The sequence below is a fragment of the Alistipes sp. HGB5 genome, from assembly GCF_000183485.2.
GTDB lineage: Bacteria > Bacteroidota > Bacteroidia > Bacteroidales > Rikenellaceae > Alistipes > Alistipes finegoldii.
Map to the genome: position 1 here is coordinate 18,002 of NZ_AENZ01000019.1, position 23,054 is coordinate 41,055.

The window sequence follows — 23,054 nt, forward strand, 5'->3', positions numbered from 1 at the left end:
ATCCGGCAAGGCCCGCGGCGCGGGAACCAACTGCGGCACGCCGCAAGAGAGGCAGCGGCACAAGGGAGGTTCGGCAAAGGCAGGCTCAACGCAAAGCAGATTCAGCACAAGGCAGGTCGGCACAAGGCAGATTCGACGCAAGGCCGGCGCGACGCAAAACCGATTCAGCGCATGCCGCCCGGCGGCAAACCGGCGGCAAACCGGCAACAGACCGGCAAAACCCCGCAACAGACCGGCGCCGGCAAAAGGCTCAGCCCACGGCAACGGCGGCGTGCTCCTGCACGATGGCGGCGATCCGCCGCACCTGCGCCAGCGCTTCGGCACACTGCCAGCGGGAGAAAAGCGCCTCCGATTCGAGCCGGCCGATGGTCTGCACGAGCCGGTCGACGGCCTGCAAGAGCGTATGCAGTTCGCCGGGCGAGGCCGAGCGCAAGTCGGTGGCGGCCAGCAGCACGGCAGTCTCCCGGCTGCAGCGTTCGAATCCCGAAAGCGCCGCATTGCTCCGGCGCCGGTCGTAGGGAGCCACCCATAATATTTCGAACATCAGCCGGAAAACCGTATCGACCAGTTCCGGATTGTGTTTTTTAGTCGTCTTTTGTGCGCAAGGTTCCATCTTTCGGGCGGTTTATCGAAAAAAGCGCGGGCAGTATCACCGAATCCACCATCGAGGTATTGGACGACCTGTAACGTAGAATACGGTAAATGCCCACGCCGAAAACAGCGAGAGCATCAACCTTTGTTCCTTACGTTACGCGAAAGTGTCCAATTTTCGACGGTAAGAAAAAAGCCGATGCGCTTTAATCCGAATATGTCATCAGCCCTAACAGGCTGCATAAAACAAAGGTAGGAAAAAATAGTCCATCCGCAAAACATTACGGATCGCCGCAGTGCAAAAAAACATTTTAATTGCATCCGGCCTATTGCAGATTCTGAATAATATGTATCTTTGTAGATTGAAATACTTGTATCCATGTCAGAACAGAAACTTAAAATAGGCATCACGCAGGGCGACACGAACGGCATCGGCTGGGAGGTCATCCTCAAGGCGCTGGCCGATCCGCGCATGACGGAGCTTTTCACGCCCGTCGTATACGGCTCGCCCAAGGCCGCGGCCTATTACCGAAATACGCTCGCACAGACCGAACCGGTGCAGTTCAACGCCGTAACGTCGGCCCGCGACGCCCGCCGCGGCAAAGTGAACCTCGTCGCATGCGGCGACACGGAGCAGATCGAACCGGGCAAAGCTTCGGCCGAGGCCGGGCGCGCCGCCGTCGAGGCGCTGCGCCGCGCGACGCAGGAGCTGAAGGAGGGGCTGCTCGACGCCATCGTCACAGCCCCCTTCAACAAGGAGAGCGTGCAGGGCGACGGGTTCCACTTCACGGGCCATACCGAATTCATCGGGGCCGAACTGGGCGGGGAGCCGATGATGATCATGTGCAGCGAGATTCTGCGCGTGGGGCTGGTCACCAAGCACATTCCGGTGTCGGAGATCAGCGGCAGCATCACCGGGGAGAAGATCGTGCGCGACCTGCATACGCTCCGCCGCACGCTGAAAGAGGACTTCGGCATCGTCGAGCCGCGCATCGCCGTGATGGCTCTCAACCCGCATGCCGGGGACGGAGGACTGCTGGGACGCGAGGAGCAGGAGATCATCCGCCCGGCCGTCGTCGAGGCGTTCAATCAGGGCGTGCTGGCGTTCGGACCGTTTGCCGCCGACGGGCTTTTCGCAGGCGGAGGATACGCAAAATACGACGGCATACTGGCCATGTACCACGATCAGGGGCTGGCGCCGTTCAAGACGCTTTCGCCCGACGGCGTGAACTTCACGGCCGGACTCTCGAAGGTCCGCACCTCGCCCGACCACGGCACGGCCTACGACATCGCCGGGCAGGACAAAGCCGACCCGCAGTCGATGCGCTCGGCGATTTACGCCGCGATCGACATCGTCGAACACCGCCGCGCATGGGCCGAATGGAGCCGCAACCCGCTGCAACGCGCCGAACGCGAGAAGGGCGGCCGCGACGTCTCGGTCAAGGACCTGCCGCAGACCGAAAAGGAGGATTAGCGCAGGAGCGACGAAAAACCGGGATCTGGGCCGGAGGAAGAGGAAGAGGAAGAGGAAGAGGAAGAGGAAGAAAAGGAAGAGCAAACGACATCCGCCGTATCCGCCCAAAGATTGCGGGCAGGGCGCAGCAAGAACAGAAACAACACACCGGGCAAACCGGAGGCGTATTCCGTCTCGTAATTGTGGAAGCGCCGAAGGCCCCGAAAACTTAATTTATATTTTATGATCAAAATCACTTTTCCCGACGGCTCGGTCAGAGAATACGCCGAAGGGACTACTGCTTACCAGATCGCAGAGAGCATCAGCCCTCGTTTAGCTGCTGACTCACTGGCCGCTTCGGTAAACGGCGCAACGGTAGACATGACGCGCCCGATCGGGGAAGACGCCTCGGTCAAATTCTACAAATGGGACGACGAAGAGGGCAAGCACGCCTTCTGGCACACCTCGTCGCACCTGCTGGCCGAAGCCCTCGAAGCCCTCTATCCGGGCATCAAGTTCGGCATCGGCCCCGCTATCGAAAACGGCTTCTACTACGACGTCGATTCGCCGACGCCGATCACCGAGGCCGACCTTCCGAAGATCGAACAGAAGATGCAGGAGCTGTCCCGCAACAAGGAGCAGCTCGTCCGCCGCGAGGTCCCCAAGGCCGAAGCGCTCAAGACCTTCACCGAGAAGGGCGACCAGTACAAGGTCGAACTGATCTCGGACCTGCAGGACGGAACCATCTCATTCTATACCAACGGTGCGTTCACCGACCTCTGCCGGGGTCCGCACATCCCCAACACGGGTTACATCAAGGCCCTCAAGCTGACTTCGGTGGCAGGTGCCTACTGGCGCGGCAACGAGAAGAACAAGATGCTGACGCGCATCTACGGCATCTCGTTCCCCAAGAAGTCGATGCTCGACGAATACCTCGTGATGATGGAGGAGGCCAAGAAACGCGACCACCGCAAGCTGGGCAAGGACCTCGAACTGTTCTGTTTCTCGCAGCGCGTGGGACAGGGTCTGCCCTTGTGGCTGCCGAAAGGCGCCGCGCTCAGGGACCGGCTCGAACAGTTCCTGCGCAACGTGCAGAAAGAATACGGCTACCAGCAGGTCATCACCCCGCATATCGGCAACAAGGAGCTGTACGTGACTTCGGGACACTACGCCAAGTACGGCAAGGATTCGTTCCAGCCGATTCACACCCCGATCGAGGGCGAGGAGTATCTCCTGAAGCCGATGAACTGCCCGCACCACTGCGAGATTTACCGTTCGAAGCCCCGTTCGTACAAGGAGCTGCCCGTCCGTCTGGCGGAGTTCGGCACCGTGTACCGCTACGAGCAGTCGGGCGAACTGCACGGACTGACCCGCGTGCGCGGATTCACGCAGGACGACGCCCACCTGTTCGTACGCCCCGACCAGCTGCTCGAAGAGTTCGAGCGGGTGATCGACATCGTGCTCTACATCTTCAAGACGCTGAAGTTCGACAACTATACGGCACAGATTTCGCTGCGCGACCCCAACAACAAGGAGAAGTACATCGGCTCGGACGAAAACTGGGAGAAGGCCGAAAGCGCCATCATGCAGGCCGCTGAGGAGAAGGGACTCAATACGGTCGTGGAGTACGGCGAAGCCGCGTTCTACGGTCCCAAGCTCGACTTCATGGTCAAGGACGCCATCGGCCGCAAGTGGCAGTTGGGAACCATTCAGGTGGACTACAACCTGCCGGAGCGGTTCGACCTGACGTACAAGGGCGCGGACGACAAACTGCACCGCCCGATCATGATTCACCGCGCACCGTTCGGCTCGATGGAGCGTTTCGTGGCTGTATTGCTGGAGCATACGGGCGGCAAATTCCCGTTGTGGCTCTCGCCCCAGCAGGTCGTGGTGCTCCCCATTTCGGAGAAGTTCAACGACTACGCCCAGCAGGTTGCGGAGTACCTCAACCGCAGCGACGTGAGGACCGAGGTGGACGACCGCAACGAGAAAATCGGCCGCAAGATCCGCGACAACGAACTCAAGCGCATCCCCTACCTGCTGATCGTCGGCGAGAAGGAGGAGGCCGAAGGACTCGTGTCGGTACGCGCGCAGGGCGAAGGCGACAAGGGTCAGATGACGCTCGAAGGCTTCCGCGACTTCATCGCCGGACTGGTGAAGGAGGAGATCGAGGCCAACAAAATGGAAAAGAAATAACGACTCCGGTCCGCATCCGGGACTTCCCCCTTTCGGGGGAAATTCCGGACGGCGGGGTTTACGGCACGCCGCAGGTCACGCCCCGGCAGCCGGACAATGAAAAACAAAAGTAATTAACCACTTTAATACTTTACGATTATCGCAGCACCGAAACCATTCCCGCCGAGGCCATTCAACCCCGGGAATAACCGGCCGAAACCGGCAGCCGGCACCAACAACCGGTACGGGCGCCGCCCGCCCGAAAAGGAGAATCCGCACCGCATCAACGAGCAGATAACGGCTCCCGAAGTGCGCGTCGTGGGCGACAACGTCGAACAACCGCTGGTTTTACCCATACGCGAAGCGCTGAAGCTCGCCGACAGCATGGAACTCGACCTGATCGAGATCTCGCCCAAGGCCGAGCCGCCCGTATGCCGCATCGCCGATTACCAGAAATTCCTCTACCAGCAGAAGAAAAAGGCCAAGGAGCTGAAAGCCAATCAGGTGAAAGTCGTGATCAAGGAGATCCGCTTCGGTCCGCAGACCGACGACCACGACTACAACTTCAAGCTCAAGCACGCCACCAACTTCCTGAAGGAGGGGTGCAAGGTCAAGGCGTACGTCTTCTTCCGCGGCCGTTCGATCGTCTTCAAGGAGCAGGGCGAAATCCTGCTGCTCCGCTTCGCCACCGACCTCGAAGAGGTCGCCAAAGTGGAGATGATGCCCAAGCTCGACGGCAAGAAGATGAACATGATGCTGGCGCCCAAAACCAACAAGAAGTAGCGGCCGAGCGGTTCCGACACCGCGCGAAGCGACTATATCCGATCCATAATCGGGGTCCCGGAAGGGAGTCCGATTGTGGATTTTTATTTCATGACCGACGCAAGCGGCAGAGAGACGGCGGCCTTTCATATACCTGCGGAAGCGGACCTGCAGGCATGCACCTGCGGGAACGGGCTTTCGGGGACGGGCTTCGGGAACGGGCTTCGGGGACGGGCTTTCGGGAACGGGCTTTCGGGAACGACGCGGGGGACAGACTTTCGGAAGCGCTACGCAGGAAACCGCCCTGCCGGACTTATTCCGTCCGCAGAAAAGGGATTTTGCCGAATTTCGAAATATATTTACCTTTGCAATGAAATGATTACGCAGGACGACATATTCGGGATCACGGACGACGCGGCGTTCGAAGCCGCCGCACTGGAGGTATTCAGGCGGCAGGCGGCCGAATGCCCGCCCTACCGCGAATACCTCGCGCTGGCCGGAGTGCGGCCGGAAGAGGTGCGCGCGGCCCGCGAGATTCCATTCCTGCCGATCGAAATCTTCAAGACCCACGACGTCTACTGCGGCGGCACGGAGCCGGAGGCGGTCTTCACCTCGTCGGCAACGACGGGCATGACGCCGTCGCGCCACCCGATGCGCTCGCTGGCGCTGTACGAACGGACGTTCCGCGCAGCATTCCGCACGTTCTACGGCGAACCGGGGCAGTGGAGCCTCTATGCCCTGCTGCCCAATTACCTGCGCCGCAAGGGGTCGTCGCTGGTCTACATGGCCGACCGGCTGATCGCCGACTGCGGTTCGGGCGGCTTCTACTTGGACGACTACGACGCGCTGCTGACGGCCATGCAGGCCGATCCGAAGCCCAAAATCCTGCTGGGCGTAAGCTATGCACTGTGGGATCTGGCGGAGCGTTACGCCCCGAAGCTCGAAAATACGGTCATAATGGAGACGGGCGGCATGAAGGGTTACCGCGAAGAGATTCCCAAGGAGGAGTTCCACAAAATCCTGTGCGGCGCATTCGGCGTCGGCGCGATACACTCCGAATACGGCATGGCCGAGCTGACTTCGCAGGCCTATTCGCAGGGCGGCAACCTCTTCCGCTGTCCGCCGTGGATGCGCGTCACGACCCGCGACGTGAACGATCCGTTCGATCCGCAGCCCGCGGGAACGCGCGGAGGGCTGAACATCGCCGATCTGGCGAACTGGTGGTCGTGCGCGTTCATCCAGACGCAGGACGTGGGCCGGGTCGATGCCCGCGGAGCGTTCGTCGTCGAGGGGCGCATCGACCACAGCGACATCAGAGGATGCAACTTACTGGTACAGTGAACCTAAACGGGTTTCCGCCGCAAGGCGGGCAGGCCCCGATATAAAACCGAATTATGAAAACAGCAGCATTCGTCCCCATACGGCTCAACAGCCAGCGCGTCAGCGGCAAGAACCTGCGTCCGCTGAGCGGGTCGCCGCTCATGTGCCACATACTCCGAACGCTGACCGAGGTCGAAGGAATCGACGAGGTTTACGTCTATTGCAGCGACGAGCGGATCCGCGAATTCCTGCCCGAAGGGGTGCGGTTCCTGCGCCGCAGCGAGGAGCTGGACCGCGACACGACGCTGGGACGGGAGATTTACGACAGTTTCACCGCCGAGGTCGAAGCCGACCTCTATGTGCTGGCGCACGCCACGTCGCCCTTTATCCGCGCCGAGACCGTCGCGGATGCGCTCCGGAAAGTGGTTTCGGGCGAATACGACTCGGCATTCAGCGCCGAAAAGATACAGACGTTCGCATGGTACGAGGGGCGGCCGCTCAACTATTCGCCCGAAAACATCCCCCGCACACAGACCATCGAGCCGGTGTATATCGAAACCAGCGCGTTCTTCATCTTCCCGCGGGCCTTGTGGACCGGGCGGCACCGCAGGATCGGCGACAGGCCCTACATGGCGGTAGTGGACCGCATCGAGGGGCTGGACATCGACTATCCGGAGGATTTCACGATGGCCGAGATCATCGCCGCAAGCCGCAACCTGCCCAAATAAATTCCGGCGCATCTACCGGCACATCAGGCGATACGAAGAAGGAGAAATTTCGATTCCTCCTTTTTCGTTTTCATCGGGCAGCTCACTCCGGGTTCCGTTCGTAGGCGTCGATCATCGAACCGCGGGTGCGGTTGACGATCCGCGCACCGAGCGCGGCGGCATAGTCGCGCAGGACTTCGTGGCCGCGGAACAGTTCGGCGACTTCGGCCAGATAGTCCGCCATCGTATAGGGCACATGGGGAACCTTCTTGTAAATAGGCTGCGGCGCGGCGGCTTCCGCTCCGTCGTAATAGTGGCGGTCGATGCGGCAGAGCCGGTTCCCATCGTCCACGCAGAGTCCGTCCAACAGCGTATGGTCCACGCCGTAAAGCTCGATCCGCTTATACCCCAGCAGCAGAGCGACGTATTCGCCGACCTGCACCACCGTTCCGAAATTGGCGCTTCCCAGCCCGCGGCGGAAAAGCCAAAATTCGAGACTTCTGAAACCGCGGTACATCTGGGTATGGAAGCGGACGATGCGGATATTGGAATTGGGCAGCGCGGCGCGGTAGTCGAAGCCTTCGGGGTTATAGTACTGCACGTAGAGGTTCATCGGCCACGCAACCTTGCGGGCGAGCGTCGCGTAAAGCGCCCGGACGCGGTCGCGGCATGCGCTGTCGCGGAAGAACATCGGGTCGGAAAGGACGTAATACTTCGGCTTCACGACCTCGAAGCGGTCGTCTTCGGCGAAAAAATTGACCGCAAGGAAATCTTCGGTTTCGTATTCGCGGCGTTCGATCAGCCGCGGCAGGTCGCCGGCCAACGAGGGGCCGTTGCCCAGAATCACCATCAACTGCGCCGGCCGGCCGACCGTTCCGGCACGCCCGACGTAGTTGCGGAAATTCTCCTTGACGGCCATCACGGCGAAATACAACGCCGTGTCGAACGAGTTGCGGATGAAAGCGATGAGTTTCTCGGCTGCGGTCATGGTGCGTTATTCGTTAATTCCCGTCCGGAACGGGAAGAGCGGAACGGGAGCGGCGGGAGGGACTCCGCGCGCATAGGACCGGCCGGTTTCTGCCGAAAAACTCGCCCGAAGAGTGCCGCGCACCCGTTAATTATTTGCAAATGTAGCAAAAGATCGGTATCTTCGCAATAAATCAAACCGCTAAAAATGGCATCCGCAACCATCTCGGTCATCATACCCCTCTACAACAAGGAACGCGAAATCGGCGACACCCTGCGTTCGGTGCTGGCCCAGACGCTGCCGCCGGCAGAGATCGTCGTCGTGGACGACGGTTCGACGGACCGCAGCGCAGAAATCGTGCGCGGCATCCGCTCGCCGCTCGTGAAACTCGTCACGCAGCCCAACGCCGGCGAATGCGCGGCCCGCAACCGCGCCATCGCCGAATCGACGGGCGACTACATCGCCCTGCTGGACGCCGACGACACGTGGGAGCCGGGATTTCTGGAGGAGATCGCCGCTATGATCGCGGAGTTTCCGGGCTGCGGGGTCTACTCGACGGCCTTCAACATCGTCAGCCACGACGGGCGTTTCCCGGCCCGCACCCCTTCGGAGCGCGGCGTGGTCGCCAACTTCTTCCGCGACTCGGCGCACCGGTACATCTCGATCCCGTCGGCCAGCGCAGTACCGCGCGCGGTCTTCGAGGCGGTGGGCGGATTCCCCGAAGGGATGAAGATCGGCGGCGACATGTATATGTGGATCAAGATCGCCCGCCGCTACGCGGTCTGCTTCTCGCCCAAGCCGCTGGCGAACTACTCGAAGGTCGCATCGAACCGCTCGGCGTCGAGCTACACGCCCGAACGGACGCGCTATTCGTTCGAGGAGCTTTACGACCCGTCGGCGCCTGAGGAATACAACGAATTCGTGGCCCGCGCGGCATTGGGCAAAGCGCTCATCATCAGCGCCAAGGGCGGCACGAAAGAGGCGGCGCGCGCGGCGGAGTTTTTCGGCTACACCAAGACCTACCGCCGCACGCTGCGCAAGGTCCGCGTCCTCAACGCCCTGCCCCGCAGCTGGCGCGCTCCGCTGATCGGGCTATACAACAGTCTGGCATGGCGCATCGCCCGCAAGGGTCTGTAAATCGAATACTGCTGAAAATGAGACACCTGCTGAAATCCGCCGCGGCAAAGGGTTTTCTTCTTACGGCCCTTCTGCTCTTCGCAGCAGCCAGCTGCCGGGCGCAGTCCGCGGCGCCGGAGACCCCGGATTACATCCTGCGTTCGGGCGGCATGGAGCGCACCTACAAACTGCACCTGCCCGCCGGCCTGCCGGAGAACGCCCCGCTGGTCGTCGTCCTGCACGGCTACGGCGGCAACAACAATCCCGACCGTTTCGCCATGAACGCCACGGCCGACCGCCACGGTTTCGCCGTCTGCTACCCGCAGGGCGCCAAAGACGGACGCGGCAAGAGCTGCTGGAACGTGGGATACCCCTTTCAGGCCGACATGACCGTCGACGACGTGCGGTTCCTGACCGAGCTGGTGCGCCATTTGCAGAAAAAGCACGGACTGAGCCGGCACAACGTCTTCTGCACGGGCATGTCGAACGGCGGAGAGATGTGTTACCAGCTGGCGGCGCAGCGTCCCCGCCTGTTCGCCGCCGTGGCGCCGGTTTCGGGACTGATGCTCGACTGGCTCTACAAAGCGGACCGGAGTACGGCGCCGGTTCCGCTCTTCGAAATCCACGGCACGGAGGACAAGACCTCGGCATGGCTGGGCGATCCGCAGAACAAAGGCGGCTGGGGAGCTTATCTGCCCGTGCCGCTGGCCGTACATTACTGGGCGGCGAAGAACCGCTGCACCGTCATGCAGACCGACACGCTGCCGGCAAAGGCCCCCGGCGGCCGCACGGTGATCGCGCACCGCTTCACGGGCGGCGCTGGGGGAAGCGAGGTGTGGCTTTACGAAATCGTCGGCGGCAAACACGCGTGGGGCGAGCAGGACATCGACACGGGCGAGGAGCTGTGGAAATTCTTCAGCAGGTTCGTAAAGTAGGCGGAACGTCTCCCGCAGGGCCGAAAGAGGAGTGCTCCGAACGCGGGCGGCAATAAAAAATGGTTCCGGAAAAATCCGGAACCATTTCGTTTTCAGGAAGCGGCGCATCCGAGACCCCGCTCCGGCGGTCTTGCGGCCGCTCTCAGTTGGCGAAGGTCAGGCCCTTGTCGTCGGCGCCGATCTTGATCGGTTTTTCGCGGTTGACGTCGCCGGCCAGAATCCGTTTCGAGAGTTCGTTGACGATGTAACGCTGGATCGTACGTTTGACCGGACGCGCGCCGTAGAGCGGGTCGTAGCCGGCGGCGGCGATCCATTCGCGCGCCTTGTCGCTGTATTCGAGGCGGATGCCGTTCTCGGCCAGCATCCGGCGCACGGCGCCCAGCTGGATGTCCACGATGCGCTCGATATCCCGGCGCGTCAGCGGCTCGAACATCACGATCTCGTCGATACGGTTCAGGAATTCGGGCTTCAGCTGCTGTTTCAAAAGGTCGATGACGTCCATCCGGGTCTTCTCGACCACTTCGGGCGCGAGCTTCTCGCCGCTGAACGCCGCCGCGAAATTCTCCTGAATGATATGCGATCCCATGTTCGAAGTCATGATGATGATCGTATTGCGGAAGTCCACCGTGCGGCCCTTATTGTCGGTCAGACGGCCGTCGTCGAGCACCTGCAGGAGAATGTTGAAGACGTCGGGGTGCGCTTTCTCGATCTCGTCGAGCAGCACGACCGAATAGGGCTTGCGGCGCACGGCTTCGGTGAGCTGGCCGCCCTCGTCGTAACCGACGTATCCCGGAGGCGCTCCCACCAGACGCGACACGCTGTGGCGCTCCTGATACTCGCTCATGTCGATACGCGTCATCATCGAGTCGTCGTTGAAGAGGAACTCGGCCAGCGCTTTGGCCAGCTCGGTCTTGCCGACGCCCGTGGTGCCGAGGAAGATGAACGAGCCGATCGGCTTGCGGGGGTCGTTCAACCCGGCGCGCGAACGGCGCACGGCGTCGGAGATGGCGGCGATGGCCTGCTCCTGACCGATGACGCGCCGGTGCAGCTCGTCCTCCATGTGCAGCAGTTTCTCGCGTTCGGAAGCCAGCATGCGCGTCACGGGGATACCCGTCCAGCGCGACACCACCTCGGCGACGTCCTGTGCATCGACCTCCTCCTTGATCATCGAGCCGTTGGCCGACGCCAGCTTGTACTCCTCCTGAAAGGCGGCGATCTCCTTTTCGGCCTCCTGAATCTTGCCGTAGCGGATTTCGGCCACCTTGCCGTAGTCGCCCTGCCGCTCGGCCTGCTGGGCCTCGATCTTCAGCTGCTCGATCCGGTCCTTGTTCTCCTGAATCCTCTTCAGCAGATCGCGCTGGCCCTGCCATTTGGCACGCATCTCGGCGTCTCTGGACTTCAGTTCCTCGATCTCCTTGGTGAGCTGCTCCACACGCTCCTTATCCTTCTCGCGGCGGATGGCTTCGCGCTCGATTTCGAGCTGGCGCACACGCCGGTCGAGGGTGTCGATCTCCTCAGGCACGGAGTTCATCTCCAGACGCAGGCGCGAAGCCGCCTCGTCCACGAGGTCGATCGCCTTGTCGGGCAGAAACCGCGAGGTGATGTAGCGCGTCGAAAGCTCGACGGCGGCGACGATCGCCTCGTCCTTGATGCGGACCTGATGGTGGTTCTCGTAACGGTCTTTCAGTCCGCGGAGGATCGAAATGGCATCCTCCTGCGTCGGCTCATCGACCATCACCTTCTGGAACCGGCGTTCGAGGGCCTTGTCCTGCTCGAAGTATTTCTGATACTCGTCGAGCGTCGTGGCGCCGATGGTCCGCAGGTCGCCCCGCGCAAGCGCGGGTTTGAGGATATTGGCGGCGTCCATCGCGCCCGACGACTTGCCGGCGCCGACGAGGGTGTGGATCTCGTCGATGAACAGCAGTATTTCGCCTTCGCTGGCGACGACCTCCTGCACGACGGCCTTGAGCCGCTCCTCGAACTCGCCCTGATACTTGGCGCCCGCGATAAGGGCGCCCATGTCGAGCGAGTAGATCACCTTCGATTTCAGGTTTTCGGGCACGTCGCCGTCCACGATACGGTGGGCGATGCCCTCGGCGATGGCAGTCTTGCCCACGCCGGCTTCGCCGACCAGAATCGGGTTGTTCTTGGTGCGGCGCGAGAGAATCTGCAACACGCGCCGGATCTCCTCGTCGCGGCCGATCACCGGGTCGAGCTTGCCCGAACGGGCCTGTTCGTTGAGGTTGACGGCGTACTTGCCCAGCGCGTCGAACTGCTGTTCGGAGGTCTGCGAATCGACCGTCGCACCCTTGCGGAAGATACGGATCGCTTCGAGAAGCTCCTTCTCGGTGGCGCCGCTGCGCTTGAGGATGTCGGCCGCCTGTCCGCGTTCGGCCACGAGACCCAGCAGAAGGTGTTCGACCGAAGCGTATTTGTCGCCGAAGTTCTTGGTGAAGTCCACGGCGCGCTGGATCACCTTCGAGGTTTCCTGCGCAAAGAACTGCTCGCCGCCGCCCTCGACCCGCGGCAGGGAGCCGACGGCGCGCTGGGTTTCGTCGCGCAGTCCGCGCACGTTCACGCCGACGCGTCCCAGCAGGAACGTGGCCAGCGAATCGTCCTCGCGGATCAGCACCGCGAGCAGATGGAGCGGCTCGACAGCCTGCTGTCCGCGCTCCCGCGCAAGGTTGAGCGCTGCCTGCAACGCCTCCTGCGCCTTGATGGTCAATGTGTTTATATTCATAATCGCAAAGTTAAATTTCACACGGTCCGATGGTTCGCGTCCGGGGCCGCAACCCGCGGCTTACCGCCGCGCATGCAAGTCCGACTCCCCCTCAAATCCCCGCCCGGCGGGGACTCGTCGCATTGCGACCGGATCGCAGACGCAAACCATTCGTCATCAACATCCGCAAAACACCTGCCAACCTCATTTTTCGGTCATTGTGTCATCTTTTGTCACAACACGCTGTCAAAATGCGCCAATTTGGCGCAACGGCGGACGGGCGCGCAGGGACGGCGGAGGGGACAATTTTTAATCCCGAATTTTCAAATCTTCGCTCATATTTCTTATCTTTGCGGAACTATGAGTGATTTTATCGTCAGCGCACGCAAATACCGCCCCGCGACCTTCGCCTCGGTCGTCGGGCAGAAACATATTACCTCGACGCTCAAAAACGCCATCGAGCGCGCCCAGCTGGCCCATGCCTACCTCTTCTGCGGTCCCCGCGGCGTGGGAAAGACCACCTGCGCCCGCATCTTTGCAAAGGCCATCAACTGCCTGAGCCCCAACGGCGCAGAAGCCTGCAACGAGTGCGAATCGTGCCGCTCGTTCAACGAGGGCCGCTCGCTGAACATCCACGAGCTGGACGCCGCATCGAACAACTCGGTGGAGGACATCCGCACGCTGATCGAGCAGGTGCGCATCATCCCGCAGGTGGGCCGTTACTCGGTATTCATCATCGACGAGGTCCACATGCTCTCGGCCGCAGCCTTCAACGCCTTCCTCAAGACGCTCGAAGAGCCGCCCGCACACGCCATCTTCATCCTCGCGACGACCGAGAAACACAAGATCATTCCGACCATCCTCTCGCGGTGCCAGATTTACGACTTCAACCGCATCCGCGTCGAGGACAGCGTCGAATACCTCAAATACATCGCCGGGCAGGAGAACATCTCGGCCGACGAAGAGTCGCTGAACCTCATCGCGCAGAAAGCCGACGGCGGCATGCGCGACGCCCTGTCGATGTTCGACAAGGCCGTGTCGTTCTGCGGCACGACGCTCGACTACCGCAACGTGGCCCAGACGCTCAACGTGCTGGATTACGACACCTATTTCAGCGTTACGGAGATGCTGCTCGCAGGCAACTACGTCGATGTGCTGGTCACGTTCGACACGGTGCTCTCGAAAGGCTTTTCGGGGCAGACCTTCACGGCGGGACTCAACCGCCACATGCGCGACCTGCTGATGGCCAAGCGCCCCGAAACGCTGCGGCTGATCGAAATGACCGGAACGCTGCTCGAACGATACCGGACGCAGGCGGGCGCCTGCAATGTCGAGTTCCTGTTCGGAGCCATCTCCATTCTGACGGAGCTCGACGGGAAGATCCGGCAATCGTCGAACCAGCGATTGCTCGTCGAGCTGGGCCTGATGAAGATCGCAGGACTCGGCCAAAAAAAAAATGACGATCTGACCTCCTCCGGGGAGTATTCCCTCCCCGCCCTCTCACCCCGTACGGCCGCAGGCGCGGCGGCGACTCCGACGGCTGCGGCACGACCCGCGCCGCAGCAGAGCGCGTCTACAGTTCAGGCGCAGACAGTTTCCGCGGCAGGACAAACGACGCCGGGTACGTCCCAGTCGGGTGCGGGAGCAACGGTGCAGGCCGCAACTCCACCGGCGGCAGGACAAACGGCACCGTCCGCAGTTCAGCCGGGAGCAGGACAAACGGGGCAAGGCACTGTTCGGCCGGAAGCCGGACCGACGGCATCGGCCGGCATACCGCAGGTATCCGGATTTTCCGTACGCGGAGCCGCGATGCAGACGGCGGGTCGGCAGGCAGCGGAAGTTTCCGCTCAGGACAACGCTCCGCAGGCTGCGGCAGCCGGACAAACGATACCGGGCGGAGCGGCGAATCCCGCGGCGCAAGGAGGAATGGCGAATCCGGCGATGCAGAGCGGGACACCAAACCCGACCGCGCAGGGAGGAGCGGCGGGACCGACGGTACTGGGCGGAACAGCGCATCCGACGGCACAAGGCGGAGCGGCCGTCCCGGCGGTGCAAACCGCAGGCGGAACAACCGCAGAAACGACTCCGCAGCCCGCACCGGCAAGACCCGCAGTGCAGACCGCACCGGCTCCGGCACGGCGTCCGCTCATATCGGGCGCTTCGCTCTCGGAACTGCTCGCCTCGGCGGGCAGCGATCCCGACGAAGAGCTTTCGGACGGCGAAACGCCCGACGAAGCCGAAGTCGTAACCGTCGATCCGGAGTGCGCCGAAAAGCTGGAGCATGCCCGCAGCAGGATACTGAACCTCATCAAGGAGAAACGCCCGCGCTTCGTGCCGGCCTTCGAGCTGATGACGTTCCGCGACAACACGATCTCGGTGAGCGTGCCGACGACCGAACTGCGCGAAGAGATTCTGCGCAGTAAGACGGGAATGCTGATGCGCATCGCCGAACTGGCCGGAATAGAGGGAATGATCGAATTGGAGGTCATCGTAAACGAGGAGATACGGGCGGTGCGTCCGATCAAACTCGAAGACCGGGTACGGTACATTACGGAGAAAAACCCGCTGGTGGCGGAGCTTCGCAAGGCGCTGGATCTGGAAGTGGAATAACGCACCCGACTTACGGCGCACGCCGCAGAACGGGTTCAGGCGAACGGCCGCAGACGGAGGCGCATGCAGACCGCCGGCACGACCGGCCGGACGCCGGACAATATTGATAATCAAGACAAAGAAACAATAAAATGGCAACAAAGAATTTCATCGAAGAACTCGAATGGCGCGGCATGATCCACACGATCATGCCCGGCGCAAAGGAACAACTCGAAAAAGAGATGACGACGGCCTATCTGGGCATCGACCCCACGGCCGACTCACTGCATATCGGACATCTGGTGGGCGTGATGATCCTCAAGCATTTCCAGATGTGCGGCCACCGTCCGCTGGCGCTCATAGGCGGCGCGACGGGCATGATCGGAGACCCCAGCGGCAAGTCGCAGGAGCGCAACCTGCTCGACGAGCCGACGCTCCGCCACAATCAGGAGGCGATCAAGCGGCAGCTCGCCAAACTGCTCGACTTCGAGTCGGACGCGCCGAATGCCGCCGTGCTGGTCAACAACTACGACTGGATGAAGGACATCTCGTTCCTCGAATTCATCCGCGACATCGGCAAGTGCATCACCGTCAACTACATGATGGCTAAAGACTCGGTCAAGAAGCGTTTCAGCGGCGAGGGCGACGGCATGTCGTTCACCGAATTCACCTACCAGCTGGTACAGGGCTTCGACTTCCTGCACCTCTACCAGACGATGAACTGCAAGGTGCAGCTGGGCGGCGCCGACCAGTGGGGCAACATCACCACCGGTACGGAGCTGATCCGCCGCAAGCTGGGCAGCGAAGCCGAGGCGTTCGCCATCACCTGCCCGCTCATCACCAAGGCCGACGGCACGAAGTTCGGCAAGACCGAGAGCGGCAACGTATGGCTCGACCCGCGCTACACCTCGCCCTACAAGTTCTACCAGTTCTGGCTCAACGTCAGCGACGAGGACGCCAAGCGTTACATCCGCATCTTCACGCTGCTGGACCGCGAGACCGTCGAGGCGCTGACCGCCGAACATGAAGCGGCGCCCCACCTGCGCATACTGCAGAAGCGGCTGGCGCAGGAGATCACCACGATGATCCACTCCAAGGAGGAGTACGAAAAGGCCGTCGAGGCTTCGGCGATCCTCTTCGGCGGATCGACCTCGGAGGCGCTGCGCAAACTCGACGAAGAGACACTGCTGCAGGTGTTCGAGGGCGTGCCGCAGTTCCGCATCGCCCGCGCCGAGCTGGGGCTGCCGTTCGTGGACCTCTGCGCCGAGAAGGCGCAGGTCTTCCCCTCGAAGGGCGAATGCCGCAAGATGGTGCAGGGCGGCGGCGTGTCGCTCAACAAGGAGAAGGTCGCCGACGCGGCGCGCGAGGTGACCGAAGCGGACCTGATCGCCGGCAAGTACCTGCTGGTGCAGAAGGGCAAGAAGAATTACTTCCTCCTGATCGCCGAATAAGATGGAGTACCGCATCGTTCTCTCGCGGATGGAGTTCCGGGCGCTGCACGGCTGCTACGAACTGGAACGCAAGGTCGGCAACCGTTTCACGGTCGATCTGGAACTGACGGCAGAGCTGGGCGACGCCGCCGTGCAGGACGACGTGCGCAAGACGGTCAATTACCTGACGGTCTACGAAGTGGTGCGGATGCAGATGCGCATCACGCAGCACACCATCGAACGGGTGGCGATGAACATCATCGAAGCGATTTACGCCGCCTTCGCGCAGGTACGGCATGTAAAATGCACCGTATCGAAACTGGCGCCGCCGCTGGGCGGAAAACTTGAGAAAGTGAGCGTCGTGCTGGAGAAATAGGACGGGTGTGCGCCATGCGCGCACCCGTTTCCGATAATAAACAGGTTAGGTTATGCATCATAAGGAGAGTCGCGCCACGCTGGGTGGCAAATTGAGCGCCGTGCTCGTCGCGGCGGGCAGCTCCGTGGGGCTGGGCAACATCTGGCGGTTTCCGTACGTCGCCGGAGACAACGGCGGCGGAGCCTTTCTGATTATCTACATCCTCTGCGTACTGCTGCTGGGGCTGCCGCTGATGATCGCGGAGTTCTCCGTGGGACGGGCGTCGCACCTCAATGCGGTGGGCGCCTACCGGAAGCTGAACCGCCGATGGAGTTTTCTGGGTTACAACGGCGTGCTGGCGGCATTTCTGATTCTGGGATTCTATTTCGTGGTTTCGGGATGGACGGCCGAATACATGGTACACTCCGCCACGGGCGAGATCGCCCGCTACTCTACGGCCGAGGAGTACAAAAACCTCTTCGAAACCTTCATCAGCAATCCGTGGCGGCCGGTTCTCTACACCTGTCTGTTCGTGCTGGCGACCCACTTCGTGATCGCACTCGGCGTGCAGAAGGGCATCGAGCGTTCGGCCAAGATTCTGATGCCGCTGCTCTTCGTCATCCTGATCATCCTGTCGGTCCACTCGCTGCTGATGCCGGGCGGCGAAGCGGGACTGAAATTCCTTTTCGCTCCGGATTTCTCGAAAGTGACGCCCACGACGGTGCTCGTCGCGCTGGGACAGGCGTTCTTCTCGCTCTCGATCGGCATCGGGACGATGGTCACCTACGCCTCGTATTTCAAGCCCGACACCAACCTGCGCCATACGGCGCTCAACGTCACGATCCTCGACACGCTGGTAGCCGTTCTGGCCGGCGTGGTGATCTTCCCGGCGGTATTCAGCGTGGGCATCGAGCCTTCGTCGGGTCCTTCGCTGGTGTTCATCACCCTGCCGAGCATCTTCAACGACATGCCCCTGAGCATGGTCTGGTCGTCGGTATTCTTCCTGCTGCTGGTCGTGGCAGCGCTCACCTCGACGATCTCGCTGCACGAAGTGGTGACGGTCTACCTGCATGAAGAGTGGCACCTGAGCCGCAAGACCGCGGCATGGCTGACGACCGCCGCAACGGCCGCGCTCGCATCGCTGGCGTCGCTGTCGCTGGGCGTGCTGAGCGGCTGGACGATCTGCGGACTTTCGCTTTTCGACTCGCTCGACTTCCTGACGGCCAACATCCTGCTGCCCGCAGGCGGATTCTTCACCTGCGTCTTCGTCGGCTGGAAACTCGACCGGCAGATACTCAGGGACCAGATCACCAACAACGGGGAGCTGAAATTCCGCATTTACGGCGTCTTCATCTTCCTGCTGCGCTATGTCTGCCCGGCCGTGCTGCTGCTGATCTTCCTCGACAACCTTGGCGTATTTTAACGCCGGGCCGACGGCAATAGCAAAAACCTGAAACCAATAACAACCCGAACCATGAAACATCCGCTACTTCTACTGCTGATCTGCTGCGGGCTTTGCACCGCAGTTTCCGCCCGTCCGATCCGGGGAACCGTCAAATGCGGCGGCAGGCCGCTCGCCGGAGTCGCCGTGACGGACGGCTACACCTTTGCGCAAAGCGACGCGCAGGGGGCGTTCGCCCTCGATGCCGACGACGAGGCGTTATTCATCAGCGTCGTGACCCCGGCGGGGTACATTGCACCGCTGAAAGAGGGCGTCCCGCAGTTCTATCTGCCCTACACCCCTTCGGCCAAACGCTTCGACTTCGAGCTGCAGGCGTGGCCCGGAACCGCGGCATGTTACGAACTGCTGGCCATCGCCGACCCGCAACCCAAGACCGACGAGCATTTCGAACGGCTCCGCACCGAGATAATCCCGCCGCTGCAGGCCGCAACGGCCGCAAAAAAGGCGCAGGGAGTCGATCAGGCCGTCATTCTGCTGGGCGACATCGTGTGGGACTCGCCCCAGTTGTTCGCCAAAGTCAGGGAGCAGTTCGCATCGCTCGGAATCCCCGTTTACGGCGTGATCGGCAACCACGACCACGACCTGAACAAATTCACCGACCGCGAAGCCACCGAAAACTACCGGTCGCATTTCGGCCCCACCTATTATGCCTTCGACATGGGCCGCACCCACTACGTCGTTCTCGACGACATCGTCTACCACGGCGCCCGCAAATACGACGAGCAGATAGACTCGATGCAACTGCGCTGGGCGGCAGCCTACGCCGAACGTCTGCCGGCGGGTTCGCGCGTCTGCTTCGCGATGCACGCTCCGGCCATGAAGTCGTGGCGCGACGAACGCCGCGTCATGGAGTCGGCCGAAACCCTGATGGACGCCTTTGCTGGCCATGAAATCCATTTCATATCGGGACATACGCACATCAACTCGAATTTCGACATCCGCGAAGGCGCGATGGAACACAACGTGGCGCAGATATGCGGCAACCTCTGGCGGGACCCGATCAACCGCGACGGCACGCCCAAAGGCTGGCAGCTTTTCCGCGAATGCGGCGAGGATTTCGCGTGGACCTACCAGAGTCTGGAGATGCCCGAAGCCCGGCAGCTGCGCGTATGGGGTCCCGGCACGGCGGAGGACTACCCCGCTTCGGTGATCGCCAAGGTATGGAACTGGGATTCCTACTGGACGGTCGTATGGTATGAGGACGGCCGCTACCGCGGCTCCATGCAGCGCATCTGGTTCAACGATCCCGACTACATCGCCAACATCGACTCGCTGAAGGCCGCCGGGAAGACGGTATCCAAGTCGCAGCGGCCGCGCACGACGCACTTCTACTTCAAGGCCCGGCCTTCGGCGTCGGCCCGCGAGATCGAAGTCGTCGCCACCGACCGTTCCGGCCGCCGTTACTCGGAGCGCATAACGCTCCCGGCGAAGGAATAGGGACTAAAGGCAGACAGGCCGCCGCAGGCAGATAAGGCTGACGGCAAACAGACACGCAGACAAGGCGCTGCGGACAGACAAACCTGACACAGACAAAGGCAGACGCAGACAAATAAGGCTGACGGAAAACAAAGACCGATGCAGGCAGACAAGGCTGACGGCAAACAGGTACACAGACCGCCGCTGCGAATGCGGCCGCCAGAGACCGAAAAAAAAACGGAGAGTCGTACGACTCTCCGTTTTTCATGTATCTGCGTCGCTGCCGATCAGTTGATATTCCGCCGGTCGGGTTCGTGGTCCGGCGAAGCGGCTTCCATCTCGATCTGCAGTTTGACCATATTGACGGCCGTGGCGGCGGCTTCGTCGCCCTTGTTGCCGTGACGGCCTCCGCAGCGGTCCAAAGCCTGCTGCATGTCGTTCACGGTCAGCACACCGAAGGCGATGGGCATGTTCCACTGGATTTGCAGCTGCGTGATGCCCTGCGTAACGCCCTGACAGATAAAGTCGAAATGACGGGTATCTCCCTGAATGACGCAGCCCAGCGCGATCACGGCGTCCACGTCGGTATATTCGGCGAAGAACTGCGCGCCGAGGGCCAGTTCGAACGTCCCCGGAACATACTTGATCTGGATGTTCAGGTCGGGACATCCGGCGGCGCGGAGCGTCCGCACGGCGCCTTCGAGCAGAGCTTCGGTGACCTCGCGGTTCCACTCGGCCACGACGATTCCGAACCGCATGTCCGCGGCCGAAGGCAGGGGTGAGTCGAATTTGGAAAGGTTGTGATTCTTGGTCGCCATAGTCCCGGTTATTTCACGCTGCCGAGGAGCTTCTCCGCCTCACGCGCATCCGTCGATGCGGGATAGGAGGTCAGAATCTGCTCGTAAAATGCGGCTGCCTTTTCGTTGTTGCCCTGAGCCTGCTCGGCCAGACCCGCCTTGCGCAGGTACATCGGTGCCGTCAGGTTGTTGTCGGCGGCCTTGACGGCCTGCTCGTAGAATTTCACCGCCTTGGCGTAGTTCTGCTGCTCGACGGCGATGTCGCCCTGCAGGCCCAGATTCTGGGCGTTGATGAGCGCTCCGGGGATGCCCTTGACCGGCGAGTATTTCGCCAGATATTTGGCGGCGTTCTCCAGATCGCCCGTCTTCAGGTAGCAGATACCCGCATAGTGCTTGGCGAGGTTGCCCGAAGGCGTCGAACCGTACTCTTCGATCACGTCGAGGAAGCCGGCGCCGTTGGCGTCGCCTTCGAGTGCGAGCTGATAATCCGGATTCTGCTCCTCGAAACGGTACTGAGCCTCGGCGATCCGCTCGGCGGCTTTGGTGGCGCGAGGGGCTACGATCAGTGCGCGGTATCCGAAAATAAGGGCTGCAAGAACCAGCAATCCCAGAAAAATATACGCCATGTTACGGCCGTTTTTCTCGAAGAAAAGCTCAGTTCTGTTCATTGCTTCGCCGAGGGTCTCCTGCTCGGCTACATGCTGCTTTGCCATATGAAAAATATCTTGTTTTAGTTAAATTTCGGTATGTTAGTCTGCAAAGATACAAAACTATTCAGAATGTGCAATGCGCTGTCCGCTTTTTTTGTATCTTTACAAAAAACAGACGGCGCCCCGTACGGGCGGCACTTCGGCAAATCGCAAACAAGTTTGCATTTGCACTCACCTTGCATTATCTTTGGGCTATGTTTCTGAAGAAAATATCGCTGCTGAATTTCAAAAATATCGAACAGGCGGAGCTTGCCCTCTGCCGGGGCGTCAACTGTCTGGTAGGCGACAACGGAGCCGGCAAGACCAACGTCATCGACGCGGTCTACTACCTGTCGATGTGCAAGTCGTCGCTGCCCATGACCGACGGGCAGAGCATCCGCCACGGCGCCGACTTCTTCCTCGCCGAAGGGCAGTATCTCACCGACGGGGGAAAGAGCGAAAACATCGTGTGCTCCTTCTCGCGCAAAGGCGGCAAAGTGCTCAAACGCAACGGCAAGGAGTACGAACGGCTCTCGGACCACGTGGGGCTTGTTCCTGCCGTGATCGTATCGCCGGCGGACAGCGCCCTGATCAGCGACGCCTCGGACGAACGGCGCCGCTACCTCAACGCCTTCATCTCGCAGCTGGACCGGAGCTATCTGACCGCCGTGATGCGCTACAACGCCGTGCTGGCCGAGCGCAACCGGCTGCTCAAGAACATGCCCGACGAGACGATGCTGCAGATTTACGACATGCAGCTCGTCGAACAGGGCGAGCGGATTCACGCCCGGAGGCGGGAGTTCGCCGAGCGGCTGCAACCCGTGGCGGCGGAGTATTACCGCATACTTTCGGGCGACCGCGAGCAGGTCGAACTGCACTACAAATCGGAACTGAACGACCGTCCGTTCGGTGAGATTCTCCTCGCCGCGCGGCAGAAGGATCTGGCCAACGAGTTCACCACGTCGGGCATTCACCGCGACGATCTGGTGCTCCGAATCGGCGGCTACCCCTTGCGCAAATACGGCTCGCAGGGCCAGCAGAAGTCGTTCCTGATCGCCCTGAAACTGGCCCAGTACACAATAGTCGCGCAGGAGAAAGGCGAGAAGCCGATCCTGCTGCTCGACGACCTGTTCGACAAGCTCGATGCGGGGCGCGTGGAACAGCTCATACGGCTGGTGTCGGAAGATTCGTTCGGGCAGATCGTCATTACGGACTGCAACCCCACCCGTCTGCGCCGGATTCTGGACAAGGCCGGCGGGGCGTACTCCCTCTTCACGGTCGAAAACGGCGGCATCGGGCAGGAGACCGCAACGGCCGGAGCGCCGGCTTGCGGCGGGCAGCTTCCGGCCGAAGAGAGCGCGAAGGAAGCAGCGGACCGAACGCGGCATGCCGGGCCGCAGGAGGCTGGGGCTGCGGAAGAAATCCGGACGGCAGCGGTGCAAGGCGAAGCTTCGGAGGATTTACGCAACGCAGCGGCCGCAGGCGAAAAATCCGGCGGACAGGACGCCTGCGGAACAGATACGGCAGACACGGCATCCGGCGGAAAGGAGGGAGCGCGATGAGACGGACCA

Annotated in this window: 18 protein-coding genes; 13 read left to right on the plus strand and 5 right to left on the minus strand. The window is 61.5% G+C overall.

All coding sequences use genetic code 11. From position 1 onward, the window contains the following. Window positions 1-250 precede the first annotated feature (250 nt). A complete protein-coding gene (locus HMPREF9720_RS03085; RefSeq protein ID WP_039939717.1) occupies window positions 251-613 on the minus strand; it encodes a hypothetical protein in 363 nt (120 codons plus the stop codon). Window positions 614-970: 357 nt separating this feature from the next. Here HMPREF9720_RS03085 and pdxA point away from each other — a divergent pair, with 357 nt between their 5' ends. The 5 genes from pdxA to HMPREF9720_RS03110 all read left to right on the plus strand — a co-directional run bounded on the left by pdxA (window position 971) and on the right by HMPREF9720_RS03110 (window position 7,029). After that, window positions 971-2,065, plus strand: a complete 1,095-nt coding sequence (gene pdxA, locus HMPREF9720_RS03090; RefSeq protein ID WP_009596720.1) for a 4-hydroxythreonine-4-phosphate dehydrogenase PdxA — start codon at window positions 971-973, stop codon at window positions 2,063-2,065. Between the two features lie 222 nt (window positions 2,066-2,287). Continuing rightward, window positions 2,288-4,240 carry a threonine--tRNA ligase gene (gene thrS / locus HMPREF9720_RS03095; RefSeq protein ID WP_009596765.1) on the plus strand — a complete coding sequence of 651 codons (1,953 nt, stop codon included), beginning with the start codon at window positions 2,288-2,290 and terminating at the stop codon, window positions 4,238-4,240. Between the two features lie 138 nt (window positions 4,241-4,378). Further along, window positions 4,379-5,002 (plus strand): translation initiation factor IF-3, encoded by a 624-nt coding sequence (gene infC / locus HMPREF9720_RS03100; protein WP_081488085.1) that lies wholly within the window; start codon window positions 4,379-4,381, stop codon window positions 5,000-5,002. Window positions 5,003-5,356: 354 nt separating this feature from the next. After that, complete coding sequence (locus HMPREF9720_RS03105) at window positions 5,357-6,322, plus strand: acyltransferase (protein WP_039939721.1); 966 nt, start codon at window positions 5,357-5,359, stop codon at window positions 6,320-6,322. A 53-nt stretch (window positions 6,323-6,375) separates the two neighbouring features. Continuing rightward, window positions 6,376-7,029: an acylneuraminate cytidylyltransferase family protein gene (locus HMPREF9720_RS03110; protein ID WP_009596761.1), complete on the plus strand. Its 654-nt coding sequence runs from the start codon at window positions 6,376-6,378 to the stop codon at window positions 7,027-7,029. Window positions 7,030-7,111: 82 nt separating this feature from the next. Here HMPREF9720_RS03110 and HMPREF9720_RS03115 read toward each other — a convergent pair whose 3' ends face one another. Then, complete coding sequence (locus HMPREF9720_RS03115; protein WP_009596727.1) at window positions 7,112-7,996, minus strand: hypothetical protein; 885 nt, start codon at window positions 7,994-7,996, stop codon at window positions 7,112-7,114. 186 nt (window positions 7,997-8,182) lie between these two features. On the opposite strand from HMPREF9720_RS03115, the gene HMPREF9720_RS03120 reads away from it, so the two are divergent. Next, a complete protein-coding gene (locus HMPREF9720_RS03120; protein WP_009596739.1) occupies window positions 8,183-9,112 on the plus strand; it encodes a glycosyltransferase family 2 protein in 930 nt (309 codons plus the stop codon). Window positions 9,113-9,129: 17 nt separating this feature from the next. Continuing rightward, window positions 9,130-10,026 carry an extracellular catalytic domain type 1 short-chain-length polyhydroxyalkanoate depolymerase gene (locus tag HMPREF9720_RS03125; protein ID WP_009596740.1) on the plus strand — a complete coding sequence of 299 codons (897 nt, stop codon included), beginning with the start codon at window positions 9,130-9,132 and terminating at the stop codon, window positions 10,024-10,026. A gap of 142 nt (window positions 10,027-10,168) precedes the next feature. Here HMPREF9720_RS03125 and clpB read toward each other — a convergent pair whose 3' ends face one another. Then, complete coding sequence (gene clpB / locus HMPREF9720_RS03130) at window positions 10,169-12,766, minus strand: ATP-dependent chaperone ClpB (RefSeq protein WP_039939723.1); 2,598 nt, start codon at window positions 12,764-12,766, stop codon at window positions 10,169-10,171. A gap of 339 nt (window positions 12,767-13,105) precedes the next feature. Here clpB and dnaX point away from each other — a divergent pair, with 339 nt between their 5' ends. The 5 genes from dnaX (at window position 13,106) to HMPREF9720_RS03155 (ending at window position 20,018) form a co-directional block, all read left to right on the plus strand. Next, entirely contained in the window at window positions 13,106-15,355 is a 2,250-nt protein-coding gene (gene dnaX / locus HMPREF9720_RS14950) for a DNA polymerase III subunit gamma/tau (protein ID WP_009596733.1), read from the plus strand. A 131-nt stretch (window positions 15,356-15,486) separates the two neighbouring features. Next, on the plus strand, window positions 15,487-16,785 hold the full coding sequence (tyrS, locus tag HMPREF9720_RS03140) for a tyrosine--tRNA ligase (protein WP_009596737.1): 1,299 nt from the start codon (window positions 15,487-15,489) through the stop codon (window positions 16,783-16,785). Window position 16,786: 1 nt separating this feature from the next. Then, window positions 16,787-17,140 (plus strand): dihydroneopterin aldolase, encoded by a 354-nt coding sequence (folB, locus tag HMPREF9720_RS03145; RefSeq protein ID WP_009596750.1) that lies wholly within the window; start codon window positions 16,787-16,789, stop codon window positions 17,138-17,140. A 52-nt stretch (window positions 17,141-17,192) separates the two neighbouring features. Beyond that, the gene (locus HMPREF9720_RS03150; protein ID WP_009596751.1) at window positions 17,193-18,542 is read left to right on the plus strand and encodes a sodium-dependent transporter; all 1,350 of its coding nucleotides are present in this window, start codon (window positions 17,193-17,195) and stop codon (window positions 18,540-18,542) included. Window positions 18,543-18,593: 51 nt separating this feature from the next. Beyond that, window positions 18,594-20,018 (plus strand): calcineurin-like phosphoesterase C-terminal domain-containing protein, encoded by a 1,425-nt coding sequence (locus tag HMPREF9720_RS03155; RefSeq protein WP_009596744.1) that lies wholly within the window; start codon window positions 18,594-18,596, stop codon window positions 20,016-20,018. Between the two features lie 266 nt (window positions 20,019-20,284). On the opposite strand, the gene ribH is transcribed toward HMPREF9720_RS03155, so the two are convergent. Further along, on the minus strand, window positions 20,285-20,815 hold the full coding sequence (gene ribH / locus HMPREF9720_RS03160; RefSeq protein ID WP_009596738.1) for a 6,7-dimethyl-8-ribityllumazine synthase: 531 nt from the start codon (window positions 20,813-20,815) through the stop codon (window positions 20,285-20,287). An 8-nt stretch (window positions 20,816-20,823) separates the two neighbouring features. Then, on the minus strand, window positions 20,824-21,507 hold the full coding sequence (locus HMPREF9720_RS03165) for a tetratricopeptide repeat protein (RefSeq protein WP_009596731.1): 684 nt from the start codon (window positions 21,505-21,507) through the stop codon (window positions 20,824-20,826). 191 nt (window positions 21,508-21,698) lie between these two features. Between HMPREF9720_RS03165 and recF the strand changes: the two genes are divergently transcribed. After that, window positions 21,699-23,045 (plus strand): DNA replication/repair protein RecF, encoded by a 1,347-nt coding sequence (gene recF, locus HMPREF9720_RS03170; protein WP_009596725.1) that lies wholly within the window; start codon window positions 21,699-21,701, stop codon window positions 23,043-23,045. The last annotated feature ends 9 nt before the right edge of the window (window positions 23,046-23,054 follow it).

Excerpts from the sequence above, each read along its gene's own strand:
- HMPREF9720_RS03085 (WP_039939717.1), bottom strand. The coding sequence starts at position 613 with ATGGAACCTTGCGCACAAAAGACGACTAAAAAACACAATCCGGAACTG.
- HMPREF9720_RS03165 (WP_009596731.1), bottom strand. The coding sequence starts at position 21,507 with ATGGCAAAGCAGCATGTAGCCGAGCAGGAGACCCTCGGCGAAGCAATG.
- tyrS (WP_009596737.1), top strand. The coding sequence starts at position 15,487 with ATGGCAACAAAGAATTTCATCGAAGAACTCGAATGGCGCGGCATGATC.
- HMPREF9720_RS03110 (WP_009596761.1), top strand. The coding sequence starts at position 6,376 with ATGAAAACAGCAGCATTCGTCCCCATACGGCTCAACAGCCAGCGCGTC.
- dnaX (WP_009596733.1), top strand. The coding sequence starts at position 13,106 with ATGAGTGATTTTATCGTCAGCGCACGCAAATACCGCCCCGCGACCTTC.
- ribH (WP_009596738.1), bottom strand. The coding sequence starts at position 20,815 with ATGGCGACCAAGAATCACAACCTTTCCAAATTCGACTCACCCCTGCCT.
- HMPREF9720_RS03155 (WP_009596744.1), top strand. The coding sequence starts at position 18,594 with ATGAAACATCCGCTACTTCTACTGCTGATCTGCTGCGGGCTTTGCACC.
- HMPREF9720_RS03125 (WP_009596740.1), top strand. The coding sequence starts at position 9,130 with ATGAGACACCTGCTGAAATCCGCCGCGGCAAAGGGTTTTCTTCTTACG.
- thrS (WP_009596765.1), top strand. The coding sequence starts at position 2,288 with ATGATCAAAATCACTTTTCCCGACGGCTCGGTCAGAGAATACGCCGAA.
- HMPREF9720_RS03120 (WP_009596739.1), top strand. The coding sequence starts at position 8,183 with ATGGCATCCGCAACCATCTCGGTCATCATACCCCTCTACAACAAGGAA.
- pdxA (WP_009596720.1), top strand. The coding sequence starts at position 971 with ATGTCAGAACAGAAACTTAAAATAGGCATCACGCAGGGCGACACGAAC.
- HMPREF9720_RS03150 (WP_009596751.1), top strand. The coding sequence starts at position 17,193 with ATGCATCATAAGGAGAGTCGCGCCACGCTGGGTGGCAAATTGAGCGCC.
- recF (WP_009596725.1), top strand. The coding sequence starts at position 21,699 with ATGTTTCTGAAGAAAATATCGCTGCTGAATTTCAAAAATATCGAACAG.
- HMPREF9720_RS03115 (WP_009596727.1), bottom strand. The coding sequence starts at position 7,996 with ATGACCGCAGCCGAGAAACTCATCGCTTTCATCCGCAACTCGTTCGAC.
- HMPREF9720_RS03105 (WP_039939721.1), top strand. The coding sequence starts at position 5,357 with ATGATTACGCAGGACGACATATTCGGGATCACGGACGACGCGGCGTTC.
- folB (WP_009596750.1), top strand. The coding sequence starts at position 16,787 with ATGGAGTACCGCATCGTTCTCTCGCGGATGGAGTTCCGGGCGCTGCAC.
- clpB (WP_039939723.1), bottom strand. The coding sequence starts at position 12,766 with ATGAATATAAACACATTGACCATCAAGGCGCAGGAGGCGTTGCAGGCA.